The organism is Phyllobacterium sp. 22229 (assembly GCF_052056495.1).
Taxonomy (GTDB): domain Bacteria; phylum Pseudomonadota; class Alphaproteobacteria; order Rhizobiales; family Rhizobiaceae; genus Phyllobacterium; species Phyllobacterium myrsinacearum.
Genome location: NZ_JBQEPA010000026.1, coordinates 48,992 through 75,350, shown reverse-complemented (window position 1 = coordinate 75,350; position 26,359 = coordinate 48,992). Strand labels below are relative to the sequence as shown.

Sequence of the window (26,359 nt, the reverse complement as noted above, 5' to 3'; positions counted from 1 at the left end):
TAGATTTTGCCTGCTTGGCAGTCACCATTTCACTAAGGTCCAGTATACTTCCCCGGCTACAGTTGATTTTCCTCAATGATTTATGGATTTGAAATGCCCGCAACCAGCGGGCATCTTTGACCGCTCAACTCCCAAAATCCTTACTTTTCGAAGTAGGTGGGTTTCCCATCGTTCCCTTTTTTCCACTCGTATATGATATAATCCGGTCGCGTGATGTCGCCCTTTGAATCGAAGCTGATGTCACCGATGGCGGTTGACACTGGACCGTTCGCTTTGATGGTATCTGCCACTTTCTGAGCATCGGTTGCGGAACCGCTCTTGGCAATGGCGGACGCGAGAATCTGAACCGCAGCGTAAGAGTAGAGAGTATACGCTTCCGGCTCAAAGCCAGCGGCGTGAAACTTCTCGACAATATCGTGGGCGGCTGGATTCTTCCGTGGGTCTGGCGCGAAGGTGTTAAGTGTGCCGATTACAGCGTCACCCGCGATAGAAGCGAGTTCACTCGACACCATACCGTCACCCGAGAACAGCGTTGCCTTCAGACCTTGGTCCGCAGACTGCCTCATGATCAGGCCAGCCTCGGTATGTAGGCCACCGAAGTAGATTAATGTAACACCGGCCTTCTTCATCTTGGCTATGAGGGCCGAGAAGTCTTTGTCGCCGATAAGGATGCCTTCATATACTACCTCGGTCAGACCACTAGCATTTAGTACCTTTTTTGCTACATCTACGAGACCTTGGCCATATGGTGTCCTGTCATGAATAATGGCAATCTTGGCATTTTTGAAGTTGGCAGCAATATACTCACCAGCGACCTTTCCCTGCTGATCGTCGCGCCCGCAGGTGCGAAATGTGTTCCACAAGCCGCGTTCGGTATACTGCGGGTTGGTTGACGCCGGTGTAATCTCAAGCACACCATTCTCGGCATAAACTTCCGAAGCCGGAATTGAGACACCAGAGTTGAAGTGCCCAACTACGAACTTGACGCCATCTGCGACGAACTTGTTGGCAACTGAGATGCCCTGCTTTGGATCGGAGACATCATCCCCGACCACTATCTTTATCTGCTGGCCGAGGACGCCGCCGATGGCATTAATATCAGCCGCAGCGCGTTCGGCACCCTTTTGGAATTGTGCGCCAAACGCGGCATTCGGACCAGTAATTGGTCCGGCAACCCCGATCAGGATATCAGCATTCGCGTGGCCACCGAGTGCGACTAGCGCGGTAACGGCAACGACTGACAAAAGTGACTTTTTCATTTAACGTTCCCATTTATATTGTGGGCGTTCGATGGTGCTTTCGTGCGGTGCCCACTTATCACGCAAAAAGCAAACTGATCGGCTCCTATCGCATCGGGATATTTGAGTGTGCTATCTGTCGCCTCGATCGAAGGTCGCGTGGCTTACACCTCGTTGTTTCAACGCGCTTCGAGCGATCTTTTCAGTTGGGGTTCTTGGAAGCGGCGTGTCGGTGATTTCGATGTAGCGCGGAATCATATGTCGGGGTGCCGACTCTCTGAAATGGCTGAGTAAGTCTGAAGGTTGTACCGGGGATCCCGCTCTGCGCATCGCGACAACCATGATGTCCTCTTCAGTGAATTCCGACGGAATACCGAAGGCGACGCTTTCCACTATGTCCGGATGTTTCTCAGCAACGGATTCTACTTCATAGGCGGAAATGTTCTCGCCCCGACGCCGGATAGCCTCGTCTAGACGATGCCTGAAATACAGCCATCCTTCTTCGTCCATGAAGCCAGCATCACCGGAGTGGTACCAAAGGTTTCTGAGCGTCTGTACAGTCTTTGAATCGGACCGGTAGTAGCCCGAAAACATGCTCCAGCTCTTTTTCGGACGTGACACGATCTCGCCAACGATGCCGGGCGGGAGGCGTCCGTCCGTTTCATCCATTATTGCGACTTCCCAGTCAGGATGGATTCGGCCGCACGAGCCCGGCCGCGTTTCGTCTGCTGTGTCTAAGGTCACAAAACTGGTTTCCGTCTGCCCGTAACCGGTAACGAGTCGAATGCCGAAACGCTGTTCGAACACTTCCTTATCCGGCACCATAGGAATGCATTGGCATATCCTGACCGGATTTTGGCTATCGTTTTCAGACTCCGGCATCCGCATGAGAATGACTGCCATGGCACCCAGCAAATTTGTGGCGGACGCGCCGCTCGCGCGGACTTGATCCCAAAATCTGGATGCGCTGAAGCCATCCACTAAAGTTGCGCTAGTGCCGTATATGAGTGGCATGTAGACGCCGAACATCTGGGCATCGGTGTGGAACAGCGGCAAAGCCGAGAAATAGCTATCGCTGGTCGTGTAACCCAAATTGCACGCCATCGCCGCGACCCAGGAATAGCAATGGTGGTGAGACATCAACGCGCCTTTGGCCGGGCCAGTTGTGCCGGACGTGTATAAGATTGCCATCGGATCCGAGTAGTGGATGTCAACCAAGTCGAAGTCCAACTGCGGTGCCAAACATTCGTCGAAAGCCACAATCCGATCGATCTTGATGCCGGCGGCACGACCTTCTTTCGGATCAGCTCCGACGAGAACAAGGGTCCGGATACCGGACAATCTGTCCTGCACCTTGGCGATTTCCGTCAGTGCAGCTGCGTCAATTACAAGCACTTCGGCTCCGCAATTGTTCAGGTTATGACACAGCAGGTCGCCTTTCAGACCGGGATTGTTCGGCACTTCGATTGCACCCAACTTTGATACTGCGAACCATGTCGCGACGAATTCGAAGCAATTGGGCAGAAGTATTGCTACTCGATCCAGCCGGGTTACGCCCAGTTTGCGAAAACCATGAGCCAGTTGGTTAGAGATCAACAGCATCTCCTCAAAACTGGCCGAACGCCCGCATACTTCGATAAATTTCTTGCTGCCGAACTGTTCGGCCTGCCTCAGCAGGATCTTCGGCAGCACCCGGCTCTCAATATCGATTTCATCTTTACCGGGAATATAAAACTGAGGAGAAACTTCACTGGTTGTCACGAACATGGTCAAAACCTTCTTGCTCGCGCCTGCGATTCTGCAGAGAGAAAACCATGAATGGTGGCTGTGGTCTCGATGGTCATAGCCTCGTCAAGGGATGAGTGAAAACCAACGTTGATTGCACGCTTTATGTCGGCAACCGACTTCGCAGGACGCTCTGCAATCATTAAAGCCAGCTTTTTCGCCTCGCCTAGCAGCTCCGCAGCCGGGACGACTTTCCACGCGATCCCCACCTCGAGCGCTTTCTTCGCGTCGTGGCGCTCGCCGAACATGATCAGTTCTTTTGCGACTTGGGGCCCCACCTGCTTCGTCAAAAGTGCGGTCACGCCGCCCGTGACGAAGAAGCCGTAGCTTACTTCGGGGAAGAACCATCTCGCACTATCGGCAAACAGCCTGAAATCGCAGTTGATAGCCCATTCGAGAGCGCCGCCCACGCACCAGCCGTGCACCGCAGCAATCACAATCTTCCTGGATCGCATGATCTGTAACGTGATGTCCTGAATGGCCTCAACCCACGCCTGTGTCGCTGCCTCGGATTCAGTCTGAACATCAAGATCTTTCAGGTCATCGCCTGAACAGAAGGCTCGCCCTTCACCGTGGACAATGATGACACGGATGGACTCCTCGGCCTCTGCTCTCGAAAGCGCCTCGGCGAGCTCATCAACAAGCTGCCTGTTCATCGCGTTGAGCCGTTCCGGCCGGTTCAGCTTGACCCAGGCCGTAGACCCTTCGTGTATGGAAATAACCGCAGCTGTCATGGCGTCCTCCTCATACAATCATTGGTTCGGCGTAAGAGCCCCACACGTCTTTCAGCGCACCGCAAATCTCGCCTAGCGTGGCTCTGGCTTTCACAAGCTCTATTGTCTTCGGAAGCAAGTTGATGTCCGCGCTTCGAGCTTGTTCCGCGAGCTCTTTCAAGAGGTTTTGCACACGGCGCCCGTCTCTATTCACGCGTACGCTATTCAAGCGATCAATTTGCAGCTGAGTGCATTGCTCGTCATAAGGATGGATACCCACCTCCGCCACACCGCTTTTCTCATCGACGTGCCGGTTAACGCCTACCGAAATCTTTTCACCGGTATCGATCTTCCTGAAGGTCGCATATGCCGAGTCTGCCAGCTTCTGCTGGAACCACCCTTCCTCCACCAGCTTGATTGCGCCTCCCCGCTCGTTGACTTCTTTCAGAATTTTCCAGATTTCATTTTCCATGTCCTGCGTGAGCCGTTCGATAAAATACGAGCCCCCGAGAGGATCGATCACCGATGTCACGTTGATTTCATCGCGGATGATCTGCTGTGTGCGGATGGCCAGTTTCATGGCCTCTTCCGTGGGAATGGCAAATGCCTCATCAAGGCCGTTGGTGTGCATGCTTTGGCAGCCACCGAGCACGGCACCGAGTGCCTGAATGGCCGTTCGCATGAGATTGTTGTGGTGTTCAACCTTTGTCAGGCTCATCGCCGCGGTCTGCACATGCACCCGCAGCCGCATGGATTCCGGTTTCTTGGCATCGAACCGCTCGGACATGATTCTAGCGTAGACTCGCCGGGCCGCCCTGAACTTGCAGATCTGTTCGAAGAAATCCTGTTGGCTGATAAAAAAGAACGACAGCCTGGGCGCGAAGTCGTCTATTTCCATGCCGGCCTCAATGACTTCTTCGCAATATGCAATTGTAAACGCCATGATAAACGCGATCTCCTGGATCGCATTTCCTCCCACGTCCGACAGATGATATCCGCTTAGGCTGATCGGATTGATCTTTGGAGTAGCCTTTGCACTGTGCATGATTAGATCGCGCATAAGCCGAACAGCTGGCCGCACCGGATAGATCCACTCCTTCTGGGCAACATATTCCTTCAGCGGATCTGCCTGCAGCGTTCCAGTCAGTTTATGCAGATCGCAGCCGCGCTCTTCTGCGACGGCAATGAACATTGAATAGATCACCCAGGCAGAAGGATTGATGGTCAAGGAAACCGAAATTTTTTCGAGGTCAATTCCGTCAAAGAGGCGGTCAACGTCGTCCACCGTATCAATCGCGACGCCTACGCGTCCCACCTCCCCGAATGCCATGGGATTGTCCGAATCCAGGCCAAGCAAGGTTGGCAGATCGAAATCGGTGGAGAGCCCAGTCTGACCCGTTTGAATCATGTATTTATAGCGTTGGTTGGTTGCTTCGGGATTGCCAAAGCCGGCAACCTGTCGAATGGTCCACGGCTTCCCGCGATACATCGTGGAATGGACGCCCCGCGTAAAAGGATAAGCTCCTGGAAAACCCAAGTCGCTTGCGGGGATATCCGCGATGTCGGCAGCGGTATAGATCCGCTTCAACGGAATGCCGCATTCGGTTTCGTATAACCCCTTCTCCTCAGGCCTGCTCTTTAAGGCAGCTGCAAGTTCGTTTTCCTCCCACTTGGCCTGCGTTTCCCGTATGTCTTCGATTGCCTGTGCCGAGAACAGATCCGTTTCGCTCACGCCTTATCCTCCCACCCCAGTAACAGGTGAGCAGCCAGAGTCGGGTCCATGTCTCTGCTCATCACGGCCTGAATGTGTTTGTCGAGGACTTCAGCGTCCTCATTGAATTTATGCTCAAAAAGCTGCTTTGCGGTGGCGAGTATCCGGGTCTTGCACATATTGTGCTGGCGTTCAGCCAATTCGCCACTCTGTTTTAAATGCAACCAGTGTCTGCCGATGTTCTCTTTCAGATCACGGATGCACGCTCCGGAAACCGAGCTCACTGCAAGGACCGACGGATACCAGCTCGTCCTAGTGCTCGCCGTTCCAAGGGCCATCATGGCTTGAAGAGTCGATACCGTCGCTGAAGCCTCCGGTTTGTCACATTTGCTGACCACGTGAATGTCCGCGATTTCAAGGATGCCTGCTTTGATCGCCTGAATGTCATCGCCAAGCCCGGGCGCAGAAAGAACCACAATGGTGTGCGCTGCCCTCACCACCTCAACCTCGTCCTGGCCTACTCCGACGGTTTCGATAATGATTGGTGAGTACCCCGCCGCATCCAGAATATCGACCGCCTGAAGGGTTGAACGGGTCAGTCCGCCAAGGTGGCCCCGCGTTGCCATGCTGCGCACGAAGGCATGGCAAGCTTCGGCGGCATCGCTCATTCGCACCCTGTCGCCAAGAATTGCTCCGCCGGAGAACGGACTGCTGGGATCAACAGCAATGACGCCGACTTTGTATCCCCCTGATGCGAAAGATTTGATCAGGGAAGAAACCAGGGTCGACTTGCCCGAGCCCGGTACTCCGGTGATGCCGACAATGTGCGCTTTTCCGGTGTGCCTGTAGATTTCTGCCAAGGCTACTGAGGCCTCCGCATAGCTGCCTTCGGCCCGAGAAATCATTCGAGCAATGGCAAGGATTCGCCCAGCGAGTATCTCGGGCACAAGCTCGGTCGAGGGTGTGTAGGCCCCGCGCTTTGCTTGTTTGGACGGGACTGCCATCATATGCGCCCACGAGCGGCGACAAGATTCTTGATCGTCGTAACGATCAAGTCTGCCCGCGCCTCTTGTGGAACGATCGCATCGACCCCGCTATCCAACAAAGCGGTATAGTCGTGTTCGGGGATCACGCCGCCGGCCACAACGAAAATGTGCTCGGCTTTTTGCTCCCGAAGGCACCGTCCCAACTCTCGAAAAAGCGGGACGTGAGAGCCGGATAAAAGACTGACTCCGATTACATCCACGTCTTCTTGGATCGCGGCGCTGACGACTTCATTCGGCGCCTTGTAGAGGCCAGTGTAGACGACTTCCATGCCAGCATCTCGCAAGATTCGTGCTACCACCTTCGCTCCCCGGTCATGACCATCGAGTCCGAGCTTGGCGACAAGCACTCGGATAGTGTCAGGCGAGTGGGCTTCAGTGCCGAAGTCTTGGCTCGTTTCAATCATGAGTTCTGTGCGCCCTTCACTGTGCAGCCACGCTGGTAAGGCCGGCAGTCGCGGTTAGCCCTGCGTCGATTGAATCGGAAATTATCCGCAGGCCAAGCTCGATCTCCTTCTCGGAAATGGTAAGTGGCGGTGCTATGCGAAACACACCGCCCATGCCCGGAAGCTTGACAATGTTCATGCTCAGGCCCCGGCAGAGCGCCTCTTTGGCGATAGCGGATCCGAGTTCGTGGTCAGAATTTTTCGTATGCCCGACTTTGACAATCTCTACGCCGAGCAAGAGTCCACGCCCGCGCACATCGCCCACGCACTCGTATCGCTGCTTGAGTCCCGAAAGTCCGTCGAACAACTTCGCTCCCAGATGCCGAGCCCGTTCGACAAGCTTTTCTTCTTCCACCACATCGAGCACTGCCAGGCCGACTGCTGCCGGCAGGGGATCGGAAACATGCGTGGTATAGAACAGGAAACCCTTGTCGTGCGCCGATTCTTCGATTTCGGCCGTTGTCATGACAGCTGACAGCGGAAGGCCTGCACCGATGGTCTTGGAGAGAGTCAGTATGTCTGGAGTGACGCCGTCCCTTTGAAAAGCAAACATGTCGCCCGTACGGCCGATACCGGTTTGTGCTTCGTCAAAAATGAGCAACATACCGCGTTCACGGCATTTCTGCTTCAGAGCGGCGAGGTACCCTCTTGGAAGTTCGAGCATGCCGCCGCTTGACAAGATAGGCTCAGCAATAAAAGCCGCCAGACTGCCAGTCGACTGGCTGTCAATCAAGGCAAAAGCGTCATCCAATTCAGCAACCCAATCCAACGTTCCGTCTGCATGTTTGAAGCGCGGCCGAAAACTATTCGGAGCGGGAATGGAAAGGGAGCCAATCATTGCCGGTCCATATCCTCTACGGCCAGCACTGTAGGTCGCAGACACCGCGGCTCCAGTCATTCCGTGCCAGCTTTTGGAGAACGCGACGATCTCGTGCTTGCCCGTTACCAGCTTCGCCATTCGAATGGCAGCCTCGTTCGCTTCCGCTCCGGTAGAAAGCAACAACGTCCTTTCTAGGCCAGGCGCTAATGTGGCAAGGCGTTCGGCCAGTTGAACAACGGGACGAGACAGCATGCCACTGAAGAGATGTGCAACCTTCTCACCCTGTTTCTGAACTGCCGAAACGATTTTGGGATGGGAGTGGCCAAGCAGCGCGCTCATTTGCCCTGAAGTGAAATCAAGGATGGCTCTGTTATCCGCGTCATAAACGAAAGAGCCTTTGGCGTACTCGATAATGACAGGATCAAACGCCCCGCCATATCGTATCAGATGCTTCTCTGCGGAACCCCAAAATGTACGTTCATCGTTTTTTGACATCAATCCGCTCCATGCCTTCTAAAAGACAATTAGCGGCTGGCGCTATTCCAGTAAAATTGATAATATTCGGATTGAGATATCAATGGAATTGATATGAAGCCACCGCTTGACCTTCGTCTGCTCCGCACATTTGTCCAGGCCGTACGTTCAGGCTCACTTAGCGCGGCAGCAGTCCAAGTCGGTAGGACACAATCTGCCGTGACAATGCAGATGCAGCGGTTGGAAGAGATAGTCGGCCACGATCTCCTGCACCGAGGTGGAACTGGAGTCCGGCTCACCGGCAACGGAGAGCGCTTTCTTGAATATGCCCAGCGTATTCTGAGCATTCATGATGAAGCCATCACTGCGTTTTCAAGTGATGGTTTACGAGGGTCCATCGTTTTCGGCTGTCCGGAAGATTATCTGATTTCGACATTTCCATCGCTACTGCAGAGCTTTGGCAACATGCATCCAGAGGTGGAAATCAAGGTTGTCGCTGCGCCAACCGACCAACTTCGAAAGCTTCTGCATGCTAAGCAAGTGGATCTCGCACTTGTGTCCGCTTCGACCTGGAGCACCTCCGACAATGTCGTCTGGACAGAGGCTCTGGTTTGGGTCGGAAGACAGCCGTCTTTTGAACTTTATAATTTTGGCGATACGATACCGCTTGCATTGTCTGCATCTGATACAATGGACCATAAAGCCGCTTGCGAAGCCATGTTGCGCGCGCGGCTGCGATACCAGATATCATATGCCAGCAACAGCCTTGCCGGATTGGTTGCCGTTGCACGTTCTGGTCTGGCCATCAGCGTTATGACTAAGCAAGCTGTCCCATCAGACTTGTATATTCTCGGCAGCCCACTGCCGCCGCTCCCCCGCCTTGGTGTTTTGATCACTTTTGCAGAGTCCGTCCAATCTCCCATAGCAAAAGCTTTCGGTGAGCATATCCGTAAAGTCTTGAATCGGTTGACCTAGTCACAGTTGAGACAGTTTCATTTAGATAGCGGCCACCTAAAGTATTGTTCTCATCCCACTAAACGGGCGGCATAGCTTGTGTCATCGATTCCCCATGCATGGGAAACGGATTTGTTGGAACCTCACGAATAATTTGAAGCCCCGACCATCCAATGGTGGCAAGCACTGATAATAGTGATCGCGCGACGAGGTATTCGACAGCAATAAACAATGCGCATGCAGACAATCTCAGGCATGCGCTGGCGAGTTTCCATTCGAGGATCCCGCTGGCGGGGTTTGCACCGCATAAAGCGATACTGGCATGTCAATGCACAGGCCCGGCGTTCGCCGTCGCCGTGACATGCCGTTCCATAGGCAACAACCTGTTTCATGAGCGCTGGTCCGGGAATTTTTTTGCCAGAACATCCTGCAAAACGGGCCTGTCCAGGCTCAATTCCGCAACTGGTCTGCCCCCATGAAAGTGGTCCTTTATGAAGTATGGCTTTAGAGGCGGTAAAGGATGTTGACCACGCCAAGTTGAACAGCCGCTTGCGTTATCGCAACTGCTCATATTGCCTTCCGCCACAAGAAGAACGTCGGCACCTGAAAAGCGCCAGTTTCGCGGTTCAACGGCTGGCCTGCACGCTCCCCTGTCAACACTTCACCTTCAGCCTCACGATTGAACGCGCATAACTCGGGGCCAATGTGGATCGCTACCACATCGGTATCACGCAAATGATCGAGCACGCGTGCGAGCTGAATCCGATCACGCTTTGCACCGGAAACTTTTTCCTCGTAGATATTCTTGCAGCCAGCATCTGCGAGGGTTATTCGGTGCTGTTCAAGGTTTCGGTCATCTGTGGAACCGCGAGCATATCCAATGAGTATGGCAAAACCGTAATCATTTCAACGGATGAATGCAGCGTTCCAAAACTTGGGAGATTAGCGGCAACGATCCGGCAGAACTCGATACAAGGTGGAAATGATCGCGAAGTCTTTCATAAGCGCTTGGTCATCAGCAAATAGCGCCCTTCCACACCTGCGGTCTGATAGCCGCACCTTTCGTACAAATGACGTGCAGGATTATGGATGACGAAGCCCAGCTCCGCCACGGAACATCCGGTGAGCCGAGCTTCGTCCTCAAAACTTTTCAATAAGGCCAAACCGACTCCTCTGCGTCTGAATGAAGGATCGACATTCACCGACGCAATCACCGCCTTCTCGCCTTCTTGCTCCCAAAAGAGATAGCCTACCGGGATGTCCCGCAAATGCGCGATGGTCGTGTGGGGAAGGCTGTTTACCCACTGTTTGAGATGCTGCTCGATACTATCTTGCCATCTGGCAAGATGATCGTTTTCGATTTCTTCAATGTAGCGTTTTTCCAAGCGATAAATAAAGGGAATATCACTTGGTATACCGCGACGCAGCCCCACATGGGCACCCGACGCCATTCTGTGAATTTCCAAAATCTGTATTCCTCAAAATCTAATTTCTTCGAATCGTTGTGTCACTATAATCCGGAAACTTGCGAGGCAGCAGATACTAGGAATTGTGCGACAGAGTGTGCGCGTCGTTCGAGTTTTGTCCTCTTCGCGTCGAGCACGCACTGGTCAATATCCACGCCGCTCTGAGTAAGAAGTCAAATCAGCCCTTCTTCATCAGATGGGATCCTCACGAGATCGGACCATTGGGATGTTTCCAGCAGCGCCGAAGATGGTGGAGTTCAGTGTTCAGCTATCTTCCGCAACGCGTCAAAACCTAGAATGAGTGCCTGCAGACCGAATTCGAAATCTTGATCCGGGTTGTTCTGCTGAAATGCCGACAAGGCTTGTGTTAAATATGGAAAGAGTTTCGGGTCTGGCTTGGCAACGCTGACATTATCTGCCGCGGCGGCTTGCTCTTCCAAAACCCAGCCGATGACGAAATAGCTAAGCGAGACCTGTACGCGCATGGCATCGGCCGCCGAGAAACCCTGCTGACACAGAAACTCCAAACCCTTTTCCTCATCCGGAAAGTCCGATTCAGAGGGCCGGGAACCGCTATGGACACGTGCTCCGTCACGATAGGCCAATAAGGATGTCCGAAAGGTTCGCGCTTTGAGTGTCAGCCAGACGCGCCAGTCGCCAGTTGGTGCGATTGTTTTAAATGCGGGTTCAAACATCGCCGCCGACATTGCATCCAGTAAGTCGCGCTTGTTGCGAAAATGCCAGTAGAGCGATGCTGACTTGATGTTCAATTGCTCGGCAAGCTTTCGCGTCGATAGGCCATCCATTCCAACTTCGTTGAGGAGTTTTAAGGCTGCTGCGACAATGATGTCTCGCTGTAGAATCATTAAGATTCTCCTTTCTCTTGACTCCCTATCACTGGTAGGTATAGCTATCTACCGATGATAGGGAGTCATTTCAATGACAGGTTCGAGTGGATATAACACAACACATGGTCAGTCAGAACGCCGTCGGTCGGAATCCATTCCGATGGACCTGTGGGCTAAATGTACCATTCTAGCAACAGGCAGTTTCGTCTCCATGCTTACAGCAACCGTTATCAATGCTGGTTTGCCCGCGCTGGGCTCAGCGTTTGGACAATCGTTCGACAGTATCCAATGGGTGGCAACGGTCTATATATTGGCAATGGCTGCAACTATACCGGCAAGTGGCTGGTTGGGACGCCGCTTCGGCGTCACGGTGGTTTGGCTATATTGTCTTGCCGCTTTCACGTTCCTGTCATGTGCTTGCGCAATCGCACCGTCTATCTCGATCCTTGTGGCTTTTCGCATTCTCCTGGGATTGGTTGGAGGCATTCTGGTGCCAACGACGCAGATGCAGCTTGTTCTGCTTGCGGGACCCGGTCGCTTGGGACGCATCATGGCTGTACTGGGTTTACCTATAATCGTCGCTCCGGCACTGGGTCTGAGCATGGGTGGCGCTCTCTTGTCATGGGGTGATTGGCCGGCCCTGTTCTGGATCAATGTACCGATAGGTTTCATAGCCCTGTCATGCGGCTGGAAATGGTTGCCACGTGTCGAAAAGATGCAAGTGGAAAAGCTGGATGTGCTCGGGCTTGTGGTGTTGAGTTCAGCAATTCCTTTGTTGATCTGGGGCCTTACTGAACTCACTCATTCGGGTGGACAAGGCAATGGCGTATATGGCTTGTGGGCAGCTGGGATGGGGACTGTATTTCTAAGCGTGTTTCTTTTCTATGCCATTAGAACGCCAGGTGCGATCCTAAAGGTTCGTCTGCTCGCGCGGTCACAACTCGCCCTGTCGGCTTGTGTGATACTGGCGTTCGGTTTTGTTGCGTTCGGTGCGCAGATTGCCCTGCCTTTATATTACCTGTTCGTACGCGGCGAGAGTGCCGATACGATGGCATTGCTCGTATTGCCTCAGGCGATAGGCATTGGCGTGGCATTGCCCTTAGCAGGATGGCTGACTGACAAAGACTGGGGTAGCCGATCATTGGTTATAGGTATGGCTCTTACCATCCTTGGAACGACGGGATTGGCACTGGCAGAGGTTCATACATCCAACATCCTGCTTGGAAGTCTTTTATTCTTACGCGGCGTGGGGCTTTCCATGGTGTCCATGCCTGCTTTGACCGGAGCGCTTGTCGGGCTTGAGCGTGAGAACGTACCAAATGCTGTTCCTCTGATGAATGTTCTCAATCGAGTTGGTGGAGCGCTGGGGACTGCTATAGTGACAGCTGTATATGCTGCGGGTAAAACCAACCTTGACGGACCGGCAGCTGCCCTTGCCGGCTTCAGTCGGGCAAACTGGACACTTGTTGCCGTGGTCGTCCTTTCCCTTGTCCCCGCCATTGCCCTCGCAATCATGGAATTTCGACGCACGCGACGGCAAACGCAGGGCTAACCGAGCTGTTCCGATCACGGCCCAGAAGGTGCGGGGTGAAAATTCTCAGCCAAGTGCGATCTTGCAGCATTGGCAATCTAATCCATTCAGTACCTCCTCGCCATGAGCTTTTGCCGGAAGAACTAACCGATATTAGCTGTTCGCTTGTGGTGGAGGTGGGCTGGCGGCAGGAACCTCGCTGGGGATAAGGATCAGTGGACTCGCAAATGATATTTATGTGGCTGAACCCGAAAACTATCCGCGTTTGCAAGCTGCGCTAAACCTCACTCAAAGTTAAGGTTACAATGCCAGTGTAACCACGATTTTTTCACCTGAAACGCCAGCCTTCAGGGTTTCCAGCGCTCCTTGAAGCGCATCGAGCCCGTGGCCCACGACCCGAGCTAGTGGTGCTGGGCAATAGCTTTGGTTCGCGAGCGCTTCAGGCAGGAAGCCGCAGTAGATCATATCGCCGATTTCATCGTCCTTGAGGCTGGTGCCGTTAATATGCGTGGCAACGACCGATTCCGGCAGGGCCTCATTGGTCGGCAGCGTCATTGCGACCAGCCGTCGCCCCTCGCTGCGACTGATTACTGCAACGCAATCAGCGAGATTTCCTGTCGCGTGCAGAGCTCCTGCGAGAAGTTTACCTTGGAGCGCCTGCGATACTGTGTCCACCACGGCCGGATCGCGGTAATCGAAGACTGCGATCGCACCGAGTTCTTTCAACATGCGCGTGTGGTGCGGCGAGGCAACGGCCACGCATTCATATCCCGATGCCACGGCGAGCTGGATGGCGTTGCAGCCAACGCTCGACGCCGCGCCCCAGACAAGCACGGTTTCATCCGTTCGCAGAGGAGCGGTGGACGGATGCACCAGACCGAGATGCTCTTTCTGATAGAGGCCGCAGGCGGCCGTACCCAATCCCAGCGGCAGAACCGAGGCGTCGACAAAGGACAGCGCGTCCGGGATCGGGGACGCCATATGCTCGAAAACCGCTGTGTAGGTTTGGAAGGCGCCTTGCGATGGCTTATTGATCGTTGTGCTGACTGCCTGACCCAGCACCCGATCGCCAGGCCGAAAACGCATAATTTTGCTGCCGACCGCCACAACTTCACCGGCCACGTCGCTCCCGTTGACAGTTGGATAATCGAGCCAAGGTAGTATTGCCGCATCTTGAAGCAACCAATCCAGTGGATTTATGGCAACAGCAGCGTTGCGAACGAGTATTTCATTGTCGGCGAGTTGCGGGCGAACGACGGACTCTATGGTCAATGGTTGTCCAGGAGCCTTCTGCCATGCGGCTTGCCAACCTTCTAAGTCGGACATTTCAAGAGTTCCTCAGTTTTTTAGTCGAGCGTGCCCGCAGGATAAATGCTTGGATTGTGCTCAACAATGCGCCATATCTGCAATGGGCTGTTGCACCAGGGGTAACAATCAGATGGATGCTGGCGAATTCAAGGAACTCACCGTCTTCATGGCGATCGTCAATGCTCGCGGCTTTCGGGGTGCCGCGATCAGCCTTGGCATGACGCCATCTTCTGTGAGCCGAACGCTGAGCCGAATGGAACAACGTCTGGGAATGCGCTTGCTGAACCGCACCACGCGCAGCGTGAGCCCGACGGAAGCCGGCGAACTGCTGTACAGTCGGCTAGCCCCAGTACTGTTGAATCTTGATGGCGTTATGGAACAAACCATCTTGATCCAAGAATCTCCGACCGGAACCGTGAGACTCAATTTGCCAAGGCTCGCGGCGGAACACGTTTTTGCACCCAGGTTAGCTCAGTTCACCGCAGCCTATCCCGGCGTGCGGCTCAACCTCGTGATCGACGACGACCTGACGGACGTGATCGCGGCAGGGTTCGATGCCGGCATCCGAATCGGTGCACTCGTGGCGCAAGACATGGTCACTATAAATCTGACCGGGCCATATCGCGTGGCGGTGGTGGGATCTCCGGCTTATTTTGCTGGGCGGCCCCGGCCCGACACGCCGCGCGATCTTCACGACCACGCTTGCCTGGTTTATCGCTGGGCCACGTCAGGAAAACTGCACCGCTGGCGCTTCGATGGACAAAACGGCCCACTCTATGTGGATGTCGATGGACCATTGGTAGTCAATGATACGGGCATCATTCGCCAAGCGGCAATCGCCGGGGTGGGTCTGGCATATTTGCCCGAGACGAGCATCGCCGAACATCTATCGGCTGGTAGGCTGGTTCGGGTCCTAGAAGATTGGTGCGAGCCGTTCCCGGGCTTCTTTCTCTATCATCCCAGCCGCAAGCAAACGCCGCCGGGACTGCGGGCACTCATAACGTTCCTCACGGGGCCCCAATCGCTGACTCCGGTGTCAGTTGGATGAATGACGGGGCGCAACCCAGCCCGCAGGTCTGGGCGTCGATAGTGTCGTGGTCAAAATTGGCGTTGGCCCAATGATTTTCGCCGTTTACGCCCAGCTTAGTGGCCAAGGCAAGTAGCCACAGATACAGATACTGTGTCACCACGCTCACCCTTGCGCGGTAAACTCGTAGAAGCAATCAAAGTCACAGCGGAATAGTAAAGGAATTTGAGGCTGGCCCATGACAAGTATTCGACCTATCCAGACACCAATGGTAAAGCAACCAGGATGGCCGGAGATAACAATCGCAGTCGGTGTTTATGTCCTCGGCATTAGTTTGCTTGGATATTGGATGCTGCGGCAACCCGACGAGCACGCCGTCTTCCGGATTAACATTGCCGGCGTGATGAACTTTGCACTCGGCTCTGCTGGGTTGCTCGGCGCCTATCTCTGTCGTGTTCGCAACTGGCAGGCATTTGGTTTTCGTCCCACTACGCTCAAATGGATAGCGATCAGCATAGTGCTTGGCGTGATGGGCTTTGGCCTGATCTTCATTGCCGAAGCCATTTATTTCCACTTCATTGTTGAAGCGAACACGCAGGCCGATTTTCAAGTGGCGGCAAACAACGGCCTCGCAGCGATACTGCTCTTGTTGTTCACAAGCGCGGTCCTGGGACCGATTGGCGAGGAACTTATGTTTCGCGGGGTGGTCCAGAGCGCTCTCGAAAAATATGGACCATGGGTTGCGTTAGTCGGCAGTTCGTTTATGTTCGCCGCAATTCACGGGCCAAGCGTTATCTTTGTCGATGCGTTTGTGATGGGCCTCTTCTTCGGCGCGGTATTCCGCCTGTCAGGCTCCATCTGGCCAGCCGTAACCCTCCACGCAATCTATAATGGCCTCAACCTCATCTATTATTCGGCGATGTAGAGATAGAACGCCTGGTTGGAGGGCTGTGGCCTAAACGTGGTTACTATCTTCATGGTCGGCGCATCGCGCGGCGGTTCACGCAGTCGACGATGAACCCAGCCTGACCTGCGACCGTTCAATGCCGATGTTGCGGCGCTCTTAAAAGTACAGTTCGAGTCACCCGGCGAAGAGGGCCAGCGACCGGCCAGCCTCCGTACGGCTTGCGTGGAAATTCGCATCACTGTGATCCATCAGACTTGATAGTTCTACGCGATCAATGACTAAGATCGATTGGCCTGAACCATCTCGTTACCCGTTCTGAAAGCGGCATCCAAAGCCTTGCGGCCGCTGCCCGAAAGCCACGATTTGAACGAGAGTAGTTCCGGATTGAGTTCACGCATGACGTTCAGATCAACGAGCTCTGCCAGTGGGCCATCCTCCAGGCTGGACGCCATGTGCGCGAGATCCACACTAGCTGCCAGTACCTCATCTGAAAATCGGGAATAGGTGATAGGTTTGCCAGCGATTTCGGTGAAGGCAGCCTCCAACTCGTGACCGGTAACTCTGTCGCTGGTGATTTTTAATGTAACGCCGCCAAACCGAGCTTTGTCGGCGAACATCGCCGCAACAATTTTTCCGATGTCTTCCACAGCAGTGAGCTGTATCGAGTGTTCGGGGCGGATCAGGGTAAGCGTTGTGTCGGCATCACCTTAACCGAAGCTTGGCGCAACAGTCGCATTGGGTGCCACCAGAAATCGCCTCACAGCCTCTCAAGGTAGGCACGGCACATGATCACGAGCTGTCGGCGTAAATCTTCAGCGATCTCGCCGGAATGGCCGCGCTCGAAGGAGTTTCGCACCGTTCCGAATATGACGGTGACCAGCGTGCGCGTATTCGACCTTGCATCGGAACGGTCGTTGTCGGAAGCGCTTGCGAGCATGGCGGTAATTGCCACGTCGGTCCGTACCGCGAAGGCTGATATCAATGCTTCGTTGTCCATCTCCACGACAGATCGGTACAGGGCTCGCGTAACATCCGGTTTATCGGTTTTGGCTTGCCAGTAGGTGTCGATTAGCGCTTCAACCATGTCGCCTGTAAGGCTGCCCTGACGGTCGCGGCAAGTGGCTTCGATCCTCTCGGCCAGCAGCTCCAGATAGCGTTCGTTGACGGCATAGATCAGAGCCTGTTTGTGCGGAAAATATTGGTACATCGTGCCGACCGACACGCCCGCCCGTTCGGCGACGCGCGTGGTGGTAAGTTGAGAGAGACCGTCTTTCACCAAAAGCTGAATGGTAGCCTCGAAAATTGCGTCGAGGGTGGCCAAAGCGCGTCGTTGCTGCGGTCGTTTCCGGGGCTTCAAGGCCTGTGGCGGGGAAGAAATCAAAAGCGAATCCTCAAACTGAACAATTCTTCATATCATGACTGAAAATGTAGATGAAGAAAGGCTTTAAACATGAAGGAAGAACGCGTTGCGCTCGTAACCGGCGGCAATAAGGGCATTGGTCTGGAGGTCTCGCGCCAACTCGGCATGGCTGGTGTCAGGGTCGTGATCGGTGCGCGGAATGTGGATCGTGGCACTGCGGCGGCCGCAGAATTGAAGTCGGAGGGCATTGATGCCTTCTCCGTCCAGCTCGACGTCACGAACGAACAGAGCATCACTGCAGCAGCTCAGGTTATTGCAGATTCGCATGGCCGCCTGGATATCCTCGTCAATAACGCTGGCATCTTCGATTTTGCAGACGCTCCTCCCAGCCGTGCGGCCATTGATGCTGTTCGCACTGTTGTGGAAGTAAACTTCATCGGCGCGTGGCTGTGACACAGGCGGTGCTGCCGCTGCTGAGAACGTCACCCGCCGGGCGCATCGTAAACGTGTCCAGCTCGCTTGGCTCACTAACGTTGAACGGCGATCCGACATCAACATACTATTCGCAGCAATTCATCGGGTACAATGCATCGAAGGCGTCTCTGAACATGCTAACGATCCAGTTGCACCAGGAACTGAAAGAGACCGGCATCGTCGTGAATTCGGTCAGCCCCGGCTTCGTCAAGACCGACCTGACCGGCTACGGCAACATGACTCCCGAGGAAGGGGCAAGGCTGCCAGTGCAGTATGCACTTATTGCAACGGCATCGGGGACGTTCGTCGAACCGGGTAACGCGACACCATGGTAGGGTCACCTCAAGCTGCGTTCGTCGGCCTTTGCCGAGGAGCGACTTCTTCGGCAAGTCTTTCCTTGCGATGAAACTCCACGGCAGAAGTTCGCCAACCCGGCTCTGCTTGTGACCGTTGACGATGGCGGTGAGCGTGGCGGTCATATAAGTCTCGTGCGAAAGACAATAGGCCGAGCGTACATGCGCAAGCATGACCAGGTCATCACGCTGACGGCGGCTGGCGGGCCGTTTGTTGGTTTCCACGCAGAACTGAGCCGGTTAGGCGCATAATTTCCATTGAGAATTGAGCCATGTGAACCTTCCCCTCAACGCGGTGAGCAACGGGGCTGAAAGTACGCCAAACACCGGAACAGGTGAACACGAAAAGAACGTTTGCGTGATGTGTTGAATTTTCACGGGTGTTTCAATGGGCGGAGCGTGTTCAATTGAGCGTTTGCCTCGCTGAGAATGCGATCTGTGATTTTCATGTAAGATGTGGTCCCGATTTGCTCGAATAGTGGCCTGACGCCTTCGGCCAGGGCTATTGCCTCTTCCAGCACGATGATCTTTTGGGCATCCGTCACCAACGGCAGTTCTGCCTTGGCATAGTGCTGAAGTGTCCGCGCGAGCTTCATACTCATATAAGAGGTTGATTCCAGTACATTCGCCTTTTTGGTGATAGCGTAGGCGTTGCGATGCAATCTCAGTGCTTGCTGAAACCCGGCTTCTTGTCGATCCAGTTCAGCCAAGAGCAGGGTGTCATCGCCAAGATTTGCCATGTTCTCCCAGCTCGGACCGTTCTTGTTTAATTTCTTGGCGATTTCAAAGGCCAAGGTGTTGAATTTTACGGCCTTTACGGCGTCTGCGCGCTGCTCGGTATCGGATGCGATACGTCCATATGCTGCACCGACTTTGCCATAGATATATTGCAGTTGACGCTCATCAGTGCTGCTTTCATATTTGGCGAGCCACTCCTCCAGCGGTATCACACCGCGCCTCGCGTGAGCGCTTCCGTTTCCCGAATTGAGTTCATTGGCATAACCAAGTGTGGCGGAGAAGTCCTGAGCAAACGCTAGCGCTCTTCCTTTGTCGGGTGTTTTGACTGCTCTGTACGCGCGTTCCAGCAGTTCTGCAGAGCGCAGCAACATGGCTTCGTCGGATCGCCAGCGGCCAAGATCCTCGAGTGCCTGAGGCATTCCGCTGGGCACATAACTATCGCAATCGGTGCGTCCAGCGAGCGGACACAAGGCTAGCATGGCTTCTCCGGCCTCAGTTTTCATGGCTGGACCAAATAGGTATCCTGGCTGATAATAGGTGAAGGCATCGCTCACATCTCTTGCGATCCAGAGGCTCTCCAGAGCGGAGAAAGCTTGCACGGGATTGCTTGGAGAAGCTGCATCAAGAGATGCGCGCAGCGCTGAAATGGCAAGGACAATGCGTTTGTCACGATCACCTGCATCGCCGGATAGAAAATAGGTGTGTTCCTCGTCCTGATCGCCGACAACCGTGGCCAATCCGATACGCTTTTGGATGACTTCCTGTGCCGTTCCAGTTGTGAGTTTGTCACACTCTTCCAGAAGCTCTCCCGCAGCGTCCGGATTGGATTTGGTCATTTCTCGCAGCTTAATGCAGAAGTTGGCATCCCCGGCATAAGCGAACTTGTCCAGCAGAGGTGTTGTTACATGCCCCTCACGCCCAGCAGCATCCTGGAATGTCTTGAAATGGCTTGCTTCGCCCGCCTGTCGGTTCGCACGTATCTCATTGGGCAGAGAAATCCGATCCGCGGCAACAACAACCAGGTAAATGGCTGTCGCTATTAACACGAGGGCAATCAGAAAGCGTTCCTTCATTCCATTCATCCAGACCCATTCGACGAAAGCAGATAGATCGATCTATATCATCACTCCATTGCGCTCCCGTGTGACAGCAATGCCAGAGAACCTGTCTGTGGTGGAACGAGAGTGGCCAAAAATGCGTCTTGGGCACCGGCCATCGTTCCAAAGCCTAACCCGCAGCCAAGAAAACATTCTTTGGGTCGAGCATAAGAAACAGGGGGAAAGGTAAAGACAAACATGAACGCCGCACCACCCATGTATATTTTGGCCCTTCCGACGCGATCCGCAAGCACCCGAGTACCGGTGTGCCCACAATTCCACCGACAGATGCGATCGCGACGGCATTGGGGCCATCCATGTTGAGCATGCCAAGCGTGTTTGCCACGCAGCTCAATGTCGCTGCACTCAGCAGATAGACATTGCATTGTGGGTTGCGTTGCAAATGAAGAAACCGGGTCAGGTTAGTTCTGAACATGTACCATTCTGGCATCTATGCCAGCGGTTATTTTGGCATGCCTTGCGGGCGAATATGGCGTTTCTGAGCAGCGATGCGAAAAATGGCATTCGGGCCTCCATATCCCCTGTAACCGCGCCGCTCGACGATCTCGAAGAAGAAACCCTCGCCATAATTGGGACTATAGAGCTGGAAATATTCGCCGTAATCATCGCGGTCATAAAGAATATTGGCCGCTTTCAGCCTGTCGGACAGATCAGGATCAAGCCCGAAACGCGCCTCGACGTCATCGTAGTAATTCGCCGAGATTTCCAGAGGCGTAAAGCCGTTGGCATTTAGCGCCGCGGCGCTCGCAAAAATATCGCCCGTTTCGAATGCAAGGTGCTGCATGCTGGAGCCAAATTTTTCCGCGAGGAAATGACCCGCGAGCGTCCGGCGATTTTCCGCGCCGTTCATGGTGATGCGCAGCGAGCCTGTCTCGTTCTCGACGACCTGGCTGCGAACGACGCCGGAGGGATCGATAATATCCACCATCGGTGTCTTCTTGGCCTTCAGAATGGAAGTGTAGAAAAGAAGCCATGTCAGCATTTCATCAAAATTCATGGTTTGCGCCACATGGTCGAAACGCAGCGACCCGGCATCTCCGGCTGCCCTGGCGTCATCGACCGGGTCGAACTCCTCGTCCCAAATGCCTTCAGGTCCGCCTTTGCCGTCGATGAAATAGAGAATATCCCCGCCGACACCGCGCACTGCCGGCATGCTGGTCCCGGACGAGTCTGCGGGCTGTTCAAAGGGCTCAGCGCCCAACGCCAGTGCACGGTCAAACGCCGCATGCGCATCGGCGACATGGAGACCGAACGCATAGGCCGACATGCCGTGGACCGCGTGGGAGGAATGGGCAAAACCCTGCCGCTCGGTGTTGATCACGAGGTTGATCGCGCCCTGGCAGTAGCGGTCGACGCGCTTGGTTCTGTGTTTGCCGGTCTTGCGAAAACCCAGCCCCCGCAGAAGCGAGGCAAGCTCCTCTGCCTCATCGGCGCTGGCCGCAAATTCCACAAATGCAACACCGATCACCTCGACCGCATCGGGCATGGGAGGAACGGTCATGGCGACGTCCGGTTCACTGCGGATCACCTGCCCGGACAATGCCTGACGACACCATCCTGCACTTCGGCAAATTTCTCCGGCGACGAAGACGGGCTCTCGTCGTGATTGCGCACATGGATATCTGCCGATCGAGGACCGGGAAGCGACGTTGAACGGCATTGACACAACGCTCGATCGCATTCGCGAAGATCTACTGAAAAACCTTCGCGGCATTGCCGCCCAGCGGATCGCCGGTGGGGGCAATAATGACACACGGATACTGGTCCGGCAGGGCACCACCGAGATCAAGATCGAGACATCGCCGGTCTCGCGTGGAACGTACACCCTCCTGATCTACGGTCCGTGACTGACCTTCTCGCCGACACGTTCGGCTTCGCCGAAATGCAGGTCGTCTCCTTTGAGGATCTGTTTGGTGGCAAGCTTCATGCAGCTGTTGATCGTCAACACCCGCGGGATCTCTTCGATGTGAAGCTGCTCTACGAGAATGAAGGGCTGACGGATGCACTATTTCGCACCTTCCTCATTTATGTCGCCAGCTCGGGCCGGCCGCCGCACGAGCTTATCAAGCCCTCGTTCTCCGAACTCGACGAAGCGTTCGTCAAGGAGTTTGAAGGTATGACCACCGCGCCTGTCAACCTCGGTGAACTGAAGAATGCACGGGTGCGTCTGACCGACGACTTACTCACACGGTTGGATGATAGCGCAATGCGTTTCTTGCTTTCACTGCATGATACCGAGCCGGATTTTGAAGCCATCGGCATGCCGCAGGCGGCAAACCTGCCGGCCGTCAGATGGAAACTACTCAACCTTACGAAACTGAAAGAGCAGAACCCGGAGAAACACGCCCAGCAGCGCCAGGAGATTGAAAACATATTGTCTTAGCGTCCGGACGACGGTTATAGCGCGCTCTGGCACACTAAATCTGAAAACGTTTATCAGCTCTTTAAGGTGCCGTGCAAATCGCCATGTCCCGAGCACGCAAAAACACCTTCTCCATCTGCCAATGCTCATTGGAATAACGGGGATCCGCGGCCCACTCGTCCCATCCGTGATAACGACGTAATTCACCTAGCAATCCTGACGCGAGGATCGATTCCCTATCGACCGGATCGGGCCGGTCGCAGTAGGGTCCGACGTAGATTGCATCTTCAACACAATAGAGCTCACACATAAAACAGGTCTGGCATTCGTTCTGTCGAGCAATAAACGGAGAACTGTCACTACCAATTTCAAGTACGTTGGTCGGACATATTTCGACACAGGCATTGCAGCCTGAACAACGCTCTTCAAGGACGAGTTCAATCATGATGCAAGCTCCGGTTTCGGTGCAGGATCAGTGCGGGTCCAGACTTTTTGGAGCCCACCTACAAGTATCCGCCTGTTGAATCGAGCGGACGTCTGGGGCCTGTCATCCCGCTGATGCATGCCGCGGCTTTCGTCCCGAGCAAGAGCGGAGGCTACGCACCAGCGGGCGGTCGTCAGCATTGCCGCCGTTTCACGTGTCCTCAGCACGGTTTGGAAGTTACCTGCGGCATGTGAGTGAAACTCCGTCCAGATGTCTTCAAGAACCGTCCCTGACTGCTCTAGTCGGTCGCCACTGCGGAAAATGTTCTTGTCATACGGTAACACTTCTCTTTGAACGGCGGCCAGCGCCGCAGTCAGGTCCACGTGTCTTGTTGCAGAACCGGGTCGCAGTCCCGCCTGCCCGATGGGTCTGCCACCGCCCGCTGCTTCGTGTTTCCTTGCGTAACGTGCTGCTCCTTGCCCCGCCCACTGGCCGGATGAGACGGCCCAAGCTGAGTTGATGTTTCCGCCGCCGGAAATCGCGCCGGCGACTAGCTCGCGCGTCGCGGCATCGCCAGCAGCGAATAGTCCGGGCACAGAAGTGCGGCAATCCCAGCCAACAACCCTCAGGCCGCCGATACCGCGAATCGTCCCTTCTCCGTGAAGGGTGATCTCGAAGCGATCCTTGTAGGGATCAATACCCCAGCGCCTGAAGGGCAGCATGAAATTTGGCGATATCACCGGCACTTTCGCTCGTATGTCTTCGGGCGTCCGATGCAGGTCACAGAAGACCCGCCCCTTGAGTAGGGCGCGCGCCAGAGGCCGCATTGTATCGGGGCCTGGGGGCATCGGGATGACTACACCATCCTCATCGTAATAGGTGGCAAAGGCATAGGACATCGACCGCGTCATCGTCGAATGATTGGGGGCGACAGTATAATAGCTTGTAAACTCCATACCGGAGAACTCTGCCCCCGCCTCCGCAGCCATGAGATAGCCGTCACCAGTGTTGGTATGCGAGCCAAGCAGGCGGGATAGGAACGACGTGCCACCGGTCGCCAGTACCACAGCTCCTGCATTGACTTGCCAATCGCCACCCTTCTGGCGACGGATACCACACGCGCCGGACACCGAACCATCGGAATGCTGGAGCAGTTCCAATGCGGGGCTGTGGTCGAGGACCGTGACACCAAGACTGTCGACCAGTTTGCGGAGCGCGCGCATATATTCCGGTCCCCGAAGCGCACGGTACTGTGTCACGCCGTTCTCATCGTTCGAGAAATTATAGAATTCCGCCAGCGTGGGCAGACTTTCCCAAGTCAATGCCAGAACACGGTTCATCCATTCCGGGTCGTTCAATCCGAAGCCCGTCTTGAGGCGGTTGCGGATTGTGTTCTCACGCAATTGGGCAGGATCTGGCGGTACCCACCAATGACCGGGACCAGCCGTCGCGGTAACGCCGCTGGTGCCGCAGTAGCCTTTGTCGACGAGTATAACAGAGGCCCCGGTCCGACGAGCGGCGGACGCCGCCCAAGTTCCCGCAAGTCCGCCGCCGATGACAAGAACATCGGTGGTCAATTCCAGTGTATCTTGCCGATGATTGCTCACGGTGCAAATGGCCCCAGCCTTGGTTCGGAGAGCCTAATCATTGTCGTATTTTCCGTGACGCACACCCAACCAGTCCAGAAGATCGCCGCGTATACGTGCGAAGGCCGGATCGGCAACGTCGCGCGGACGACGCATGGCTATGTGTTCCTCATGAGCAATGACGCCATCTTTCATCACCAGGACGCGATCAGCGAGGAGAACGGCTTCTTCCACATCATGCGTGACCAGAAGGATTGCGCAGCCATGCCGCTGCCACAGTTCCCCGACCAGATCCTGTGCCTTGATGCGCGTAAGGGCGTCGAGAGCAGCGAATGGCTCGTCAAGCAGAAGGAGATCAGGCTCGCGCACCAAGGCGCGGGCAAGCGACGTGCGCTGCGCCTCACCTCCCGATAGGACCTTAGGCCATTGGTCGGCCCGATGGCTGATACCAACTTCCTCAAGAGCCGTGAGCGCCCGCTGCCGGTCAGGCCGCCCAGGTAAGCCAAGAACCACGTTTCGCCAGACGTTCTTCCATGGCATCAGGCGAGGAGCCTGGAAGGCAACCGCACGCCGGACAGGCACTTCAACCTCGCCGATCATTTCGCGATCAAGGTCGGCAAGTATCCGTAGCAACGTGCTCTTGCCGCAACCACTCGCGCCGAGGAGCGCGACGAACTCACCAGGCGCGATGTCGAGATCGAGATCCTTTAATACCTCGCGCTCGCCAAAGCGGCGCGTGAGCCCGCGCACTCTGACTGCCAAATCGGTCGCTTTTGCCCGACCCAAAACGTCCACTGGCGTCTCGGTTTCGACAATTTTCAAGTTCCGTTGAACGCTGGCCGCCATGCAAGGAACACCTTCTCTAGAGTTCGGACCATGAAATCGACAGCGAGGCCAAGCAGCGCATAGACCGCAAGGCAGACGACGATGACATCCGTTTGGAAAAACTCGCGAGCGTTGGCCATCAGATAACCGATACCCGCTGTCGCATTAATCTGCTCCCCGAAGACGAGCGCAAGCCAGGCAATGCCAAGTGCATAGCGCAGCCCCACAAGTGCATTCGGGAGCGCTCCGGGCAAGATCACGTGGCGGATCATCGCCAGCCGCGAAAGTCCAAGTGTGCGACCCGCTTCGATCAGTGTTGAATCGACATTGCGAATGCCCGCATAAACATTCAGGTAAAGAGGAAATGCAGTACCGAGCGCAATCAGCGCGACCTTCGGGGTCTCTCCGATGCCGAACCAGATAATAAGGAGCGGGATAAGGGCAACGTTTGGGACGGTCCGCAACATTTGCATTGGCGCATCGATCAGGTCCTCGCCGAGCCGGAATAGACCTGCCACGACCGCGAGTGTAACACCGATCGTACCTCCGATCGCAAGTCCGCTGAGCGCACGTCTGAGTGATATCCACATTGCCTCTTGAAGCTCACCCGTCGCAAACAGCTTGACGGCGCTTGAAATGACAGTTGCCGGCCCCGCCAGTATTTCGCCCGGCAACACTCCGGAGACCGAGGCGACATGCCAGATCAGCACGAGAAGCACCGGGCCGGAAAAACGCCTCACCCAGCGCGGAATACTCCCACGCCTTGCAGATGCCGGTGTGATTGTTTGCAACGGTAGTCCAGTCATGCCTCTTGGGTTAACACTGTCTATCCGCCCAATATTCAGGAT

The 26,359-nt window shown here is 55.0% G+C and carries 24 protein-coding genes and 3 pseudogenes; 7 read left to right on the top strand and 20 right to left on the bottom strand.

All coding sequences use genetic code 11. The annotated features are described in order from the left end of the window. Window positions 1–140: 140 nt before the first annotated feature. The 7 genes from ACTJJ7_RS24585 to ACTJJ7_RS24555 all read right to left on the bottom strand — a co-directional run bounded on the left by ACTJJ7_RS24585 (window position 141) and on the right by ACTJJ7_RS24555 (window position 8,251). Window positions 141–1,259 carry a branched-chain amino acid ABC transporter substrate-binding protein gene (locus tag ACTJJ7_RS24585; protein WP_105737402.1) on the bottom strand — a complete coding sequence of 373 codons (1,119 nt, stop codon included), beginning with the start codon at window positions 1,257–1,259 and terminating at the stop codon, window positions 141–143. Window positions 1,260–1,370: 111 nt separating this feature from the next. Beyond that, the gene (locus ACTJJ7_RS24580) at window positions 1,371–3,005 is read right to left on the bottom strand and encodes an AMP-binding protein (RefSeq protein WP_440969122.1); all 1,635 of its coding nucleotides are present in this window, start codon (window positions 3,003–3,005) and stop codon (window positions 1,371–1,373) included. Between the two features lie 2 nt (window positions 3,006–3,007). Beyond that, window positions 3,008–3,757 (bottom strand): enoyl-CoA hydratase/isomerase family protein, encoded by a 750-nt coding sequence (locus ACTJJ7_RS24575; RefSeq protein WP_105737735.1) that lies wholly within the window; start codon window positions 3,755–3,757, stop codon window positions 3,008–3,010. A gap of 10 nt (window positions 3,758–3,767) precedes the next feature. Beyond that, window positions 3,768–5,468, bottom strand: a complete 1,701-nt coding sequence (locus ACTJJ7_RS24570; RefSeq protein ID WP_162800207.1) for a methylmalonyl-CoA mutase family protein — start codon at window positions 5,466–5,468, stop codon at window positions 3,768–3,770. Next, window positions 5,465–6,451, bottom strand: a complete 987-nt coding sequence (gene meaB, locus ACTJJ7_RS24565; protein ID WP_440969121.1) for a methylmalonyl Co-A mutase-associated GTPase MeaB — start codon at window positions 6,449–6,451, stop codon at window positions 5,465–5,467. Before meaB ends, ACTJJ7_RS24570 begins: the two co-directional genes overlap by 4 nt. Continuing rightward, window positions 6,451–6,897, bottom strand: coding sequence for a cobalamin B12-binding domain-containing protein (locus tag ACTJJ7_RS24560; protein ID WP_105737408.1), 447 nt, complete (start codon window positions 6,895–6,897; stop codon window positions 6,451–6,453). Before ACTJJ7_RS24560 ends, meaB begins: the two co-directional genes overlap by 1 nt. A gap of 16 nt (window positions 6,898–6,913) precedes the next feature. Continuing rightward, window positions 6,914–8,251 carry an aspartate aminotransferase family protein gene (locus ACTJJ7_RS24555; RefSeq protein ID WP_105737410.1) on the bottom strand — a complete coding sequence of 446 codons (1,338 nt, stop codon included), beginning with the start codon at window positions 8,249–8,251 and terminating at the stop codon, window positions 6,914–6,916. A gap of 93 nt (window positions 8,252–8,344) precedes the next feature. Between ACTJJ7_RS24555 and ACTJJ7_RS24550 the strand changes: the two genes are divergently transcribed. Next, window positions 8,345–9,205: a LysR family transcriptional regulator gene (locus ACTJJ7_RS24550; RefSeq protein WP_105737412.1), complete on the top strand. Its 861-nt coding sequence runs from the start codon at window positions 8,345–8,347 to the stop codon at window positions 9,203–9,205. Window positions 9,206–9,751: 546 nt separating this feature from the next. Here the strand turns inward: ACTJJ7_RS24550 and ACTJJ7_RS24545 are convergent. From ACTJJ7_RS24545 to ACTJJ7_RS24535, 3 genes are all read right to left on the bottom strand, one after another. Next, a complete protein-coding gene (locus tag ACTJJ7_RS24545) occupies window positions 9,752–10,015 on the bottom strand; it encodes a hypothetical protein (RefSeq protein WP_245421240.1) in 264 nt (87 codons plus the stop codon). A 167-nt stretch (window positions 10,016–10,182) separates the two neighbouring features. Beyond that, window positions 10,183–10,635 carry a GNAT family N-acetyltransferase gene (locus ACTJJ7_RS24540; RefSeq protein WP_105737416.1) on the bottom strand — a complete coding sequence of 151 codons (453 nt, stop codon included), beginning with the start codon at window positions 10,633–10,635 and terminating at the stop codon, window positions 10,183–10,185. 272 nt (window positions 10,636–10,907) lie between these two features. After that, window positions 10,908–11,516 (bottom strand): TetR/AcrR family transcriptional regulator C-terminal domain-containing protein, encoded by a 609-nt coding sequence (locus ACTJJ7_RS24535; protein ID WP_105737418.1) that lies wholly within the window; start codon window positions 11,514–11,516, stop codon window positions 10,908–10,910. Window positions 11,517–11,589: 73 nt separating this feature from the next. Between ACTJJ7_RS24535 and ACTJJ7_RS24530 the strand changes: the two genes are divergently transcribed. Beyond that, window positions 11,590–13,050, top strand: coding sequence for a DHA2 family efflux MFS transporter permease subunit (locus ACTJJ7_RS24530; RefSeq protein ID WP_105737420.1), 1,461 nt, complete (start codon window positions 11,590–11,592; stop codon window positions 13,048–13,050). Between the two features lie 279 nt (window positions 13,051–13,329). On the opposite strand, the gene ACTJJ7_RS24525 is transcribed toward ACTJJ7_RS24530, so the two are convergent. Then, window positions 13,330–14,355 carry a zinc-binding alcohol dehydrogenase family protein gene (locus ACTJJ7_RS24525; RefSeq protein WP_105737422.1) on the bottom strand — a complete coding sequence of 342 codons (1,026 nt, stop codon included), beginning with the start codon at window positions 14,353–14,355 and terminating at the stop codon, window positions 13,330–13,332. Window positions 14,356–14,467: 112 nt separating this feature from the next. Here ACTJJ7_RS24525 and ACTJJ7_RS24520 point away from each other — a divergent pair, with 112 nt between their 5' ends. Together ACTJJ7_RS24520 and ACTJJ7_RS24515 are read left to right on the top strand one after the other, a co-directional pair. Continuing rightward, on the top strand, window positions 14,468–15,385 hold the full coding sequence (locus tag ACTJJ7_RS24520) for a LysR family transcriptional regulator (RefSeq protein ID WP_105737424.1): 918 nt from the start codon (window positions 14,468–14,470) through the stop codon (window positions 15,383–15,385). A gap of 217 nt (window positions 15,386–15,602) precedes the next feature. After that, a complete protein-coding gene (locus tag ACTJJ7_RS24515) occupies window positions 15,603–16,289 on the top strand; it encodes a CPBP family intramembrane glutamic endopeptidase (RefSeq protein WP_105737426.1) in 687 nt (228 codons plus the stop codon). 260 nt (window positions 16,290–16,549) lie between these two features. Here ACTJJ7_RS24515 and ACTJJ7_RS24510 read toward each other — a convergent pair whose 3' ends face one another. Further along, window positions 16,550–16,951 (bottom strand): NmrA family NAD(P)-binding protein, encoded by a 402-nt coding sequence (locus tag ACTJJ7_RS24510; RefSeq protein WP_440969127.1) that lies wholly within the window; start codon window positions 16,949–16,951, stop codon window positions 16,550–16,552. Between the two features lie 77 nt (window positions 16,952–17,028). Next, window positions 17,029–17,592 (bottom strand): TetR/AcrR family transcriptional regulator, encoded by a 564-nt coding sequence (locus tag ACTJJ7_RS24505; protein ID WP_110003330.1) that lies wholly within the window; start codon window positions 17,590–17,592, stop codon window positions 17,029–17,031. A gap of 129 nt (window positions 17,593–17,721) precedes the next feature. Here ACTJJ7_RS24505 and ACTJJ7_RS24500 point away from each other — a divergent pair. Then, window positions 17,722–18,440, top strand: a pseudogene (locus ACTJJ7_RS24500) (SDR family oxidoreductase). 392 nt (window positions 18,441–18,832) lie between these two features. Here ACTJJ7_RS24500 and ACTJJ7_RS24495 read toward each other — a convergent pair. The 3 genes and pseudogenes from ACTJJ7_RS24495 to ACTJJ7_RS24485 form a co-directional block, all read right to left on the bottom strand. Beyond that, window positions 18,833–20,269: a hypothetical protein gene (locus ACTJJ7_RS24495; protein ID WP_105737434.1), complete on the bottom strand. Its 1,437-nt coding sequence runs from the start codon at window positions 20,267–20,269 to the stop codon at window positions 18,833–18,835. Between the two features lie 487 nt (window positions 20,270–20,756). Continuing rightward, a pseudogene (locus ACTJJ7_RS24490) lies at window positions 20,757–21,854 on the bottom strand (4-hydroxyphenylpyruvate dioxygenase family protein); the annotation flags it as partial. Then, a pseudogene (locus ACTJJ7_RS24485) lies at window positions 21,845–21,952 on the bottom strand (3-keto-5-aminohexanoate cleavage protein); the annotation flags it as partial. The pseudogenes ACTJJ7_RS24490 and ACTJJ7_RS24485, both read right to left, overlap by 10 nt. A gap of 11 nt (window positions 21,953–21,963) precedes the next feature. On the opposite strand from ACTJJ7_RS24485, the gene ACTJJ7_RS24480 reads away from it, so the two are divergent. Together ACTJJ7_RS24480 and ACTJJ7_RS24475 are read left to right on the top strand one after the other, a co-directional pair. Further along, on the top strand, window positions 21,964–22,161 hold the full coding sequence (locus tag ACTJJ7_RS24480) for a hypothetical protein (protein WP_440969120.1): 198 nt from the start codon (window positions 21,964–21,966) through the stop codon (window positions 22,159–22,161). Beyond that, window positions 22,158–22,697 carry a nucleotidyl transferase AbiEii/AbiGii toxin family protein gene (locus ACTJJ7_RS24475; protein WP_440969119.1) on the top strand — a complete coding sequence of 180 codons (540 nt, stop codon included), beginning with the start codon at window positions 22,158–22,160 and terminating at the stop codon, window positions 22,695–22,697. Before ACTJJ7_RS24480 ends, ACTJJ7_RS24475 begins: the two co-directional genes overlap by 4 nt. A gap of 61 nt (window positions 22,698–22,758) precedes the next feature. On the opposite strand, the gene ACTJJ7_RS24470 is transcribed toward ACTJJ7_RS24475, so the two are convergent. The 4 genes from ACTJJ7_RS24470 to ACTJJ7_RS24455 all read right to left on the bottom strand — a co-directional run bounded on the left by ACTJJ7_RS24470 (window position 22,759) and on the right by ACTJJ7_RS24455 (window position 26,317). Continuing rightward, window positions 22,759–23,121, bottom strand: coding sequence for a 4Fe-4S dicluster domain-containing protein (locus tag ACTJJ7_RS24470; protein ID WP_105737436.1), 363 nt, complete (start codon window positions 23,119–23,121; stop codon window positions 22,759–22,761). Continuing rightward, a complete protein-coding gene (locus ACTJJ7_RS24465; RefSeq protein WP_245421229.1) occupies window positions 23,118–24,677 on the bottom strand; it encodes an FAD-dependent oxidoreductase in 1,560 nt (519 codons plus the stop codon). The genes ACTJJ7_RS24470 and ACTJJ7_RS24465 overlap by 4 nt, the downstream gene beginning before the upstream one ends. A gap of 63 nt (window positions 24,678–24,740) precedes the next feature. After that, the gene (locus tag ACTJJ7_RS24460) at window positions 24,741–25,532 is read right to left on the bottom strand and encodes an ABC transporter ATP-binding protein (protein ID WP_105737440.1); all 792 of its coding nucleotides are present in this window, start codon (window positions 25,530–25,532) and stop codon (window positions 24,741–24,743) included. Further along, window positions 25,505–26,317 (bottom strand): ABC transporter permease subunit, encoded by an 813-nt coding sequence (locus ACTJJ7_RS24455; RefSeq protein WP_245421230.1) that lies wholly within the window; start codon window positions 26,315–26,317, stop codon window positions 25,505–25,507. The genes ACTJJ7_RS24460 and ACTJJ7_RS24455 overlap by 28 nt, the downstream gene beginning before the upstream one ends. Window positions 26,318–26,359 lie beyond the last annotated feature (42 nt).

What these genes read in the sequence shown, in the direction of transcription:
- ACTJJ7_RS24585 (WP_105737402.1), bottom strand. Translation starts at nt 1,259, where the DNA reads ATGAAAAAGTCACTTTTGTCAGTCGTTGCCGTTACCGCGCTAGTCGCA.
- ACTJJ7_RS24580 (WP_440969122.1), bottom strand. Translation starts at nt 3,005, where the DNA reads ATGTTCGTGACAACCAGTGAAGTTTCTCCTCAGTTTTATATTCCCGGT.
- ACTJJ7_RS24575 (WP_105737735.1), bottom strand. Translation starts at nt 3,757, where the DNA reads ATGACAGCTGCGGTTATTTCCATACACGAAGGGTCTACGGCCTGGGTC.
- meaB (WP_440969121.1), bottom strand. Translation starts at nt 6,451, where the DNA reads ATGGCAGTCCCGTCCAAACAAGCAAAGCGCGGGGCCTACACACCCTCG.
- ACTJJ7_RS24560 (WP_105737408.1), bottom strand. Translation starts at nt 6,897, where the DNA reads ATGATTGAAACGAGCCAAGACTTCGGCACTGAAGCCCACTCGCCTGAC.
- ACTJJ7_RS24555 (WP_105737410.1), bottom strand. Translation starts at nt 8,251, where the DNA reads ATGTCAAAAAACGATGAACGTACATTTTGGGGTTCCGCAGAGAAGCAT.
- ACTJJ7_RS24550 (WP_105737412.1), top strand. Translation starts at nt 8,345, where the DNA reads ATGAAGCCACCGCTTGACCTTCGTCTGCTCCGCACATTTGTCCAGGCC.
- ACTJJ7_RS24540 (WP_105737416.1), bottom strand. Translation starts at nt 10,635, where the DNA reads ATGGCGTCGGGTGCCCATGTGGGGCTGCGTCGCGGTATACCAAGTGAT.
- ACTJJ7_RS24535 (WP_105737418.1), bottom strand. Translation starts at nt 11,516, where the DNA reads ATGATTCTACAGCGAGACATCATTGTCGCAGCAGCCTTAAAACTCCTC.
- ACTJJ7_RS24530 (WP_105737420.1), top strand. Translation starts at nt 11,590, where the DNA reads ATGACAGGTTCGAGTGGATATAACACAACACATGGTCAGTCAGAACGC.
- ACTJJ7_RS24525 (WP_105737422.1), bottom strand. Translation starts at nt 14,355, where the DNA reads ATGTCCGACTTAGAAGGTTGGCAAGCCGCATGGCAGAAGGCTCCTGGA.
- ACTJJ7_RS24520 (WP_105737424.1), top strand. Translation starts at nt 14,468, where the DNA reads ATGGATGCTGGCGAATTCAAGGAACTCACCGTCTTCATGGCGATCGTC.
- ACTJJ7_RS24515 (WP_105737426.1), top strand. Translation starts at nt 15,603, where the DNA reads ATGACAAGTATTCGACCTATCCAGACACCAATGGTAAAGCAACCAGGA.
- ACTJJ7_RS24495 (WP_105737434.1), bottom strand. Translation starts at nt 20,269, where the DNA reads ATGAAGGAACGCTTTCTGATTGCCCTCGTGTTAATAGCGACAGCCATT.
- ACTJJ7_RS24470 (WP_105737436.1), bottom strand. Translation starts at nt 23,121, where the DNA reads ATGATTGAACTCGTCCTTGAAGAGCGTTGTTCAGGCTGCAATGCCTGT.
- ACTJJ7_RS24460 (WP_105737440.1), bottom strand. Translation starts at nt 25,532, where the DNA reads ATGGCGGCCAGCGTTCAACGGAACTTGAAAATTGTCGAAACCGAGACG.
- ACTJJ7_RS24455 (WP_245421230.1), bottom strand. Translation starts at nt 26,317, where the DNA reads ATGACTGGACTACCGTTGCAAACAATCACACCGGCATCTGCAAGGCGT.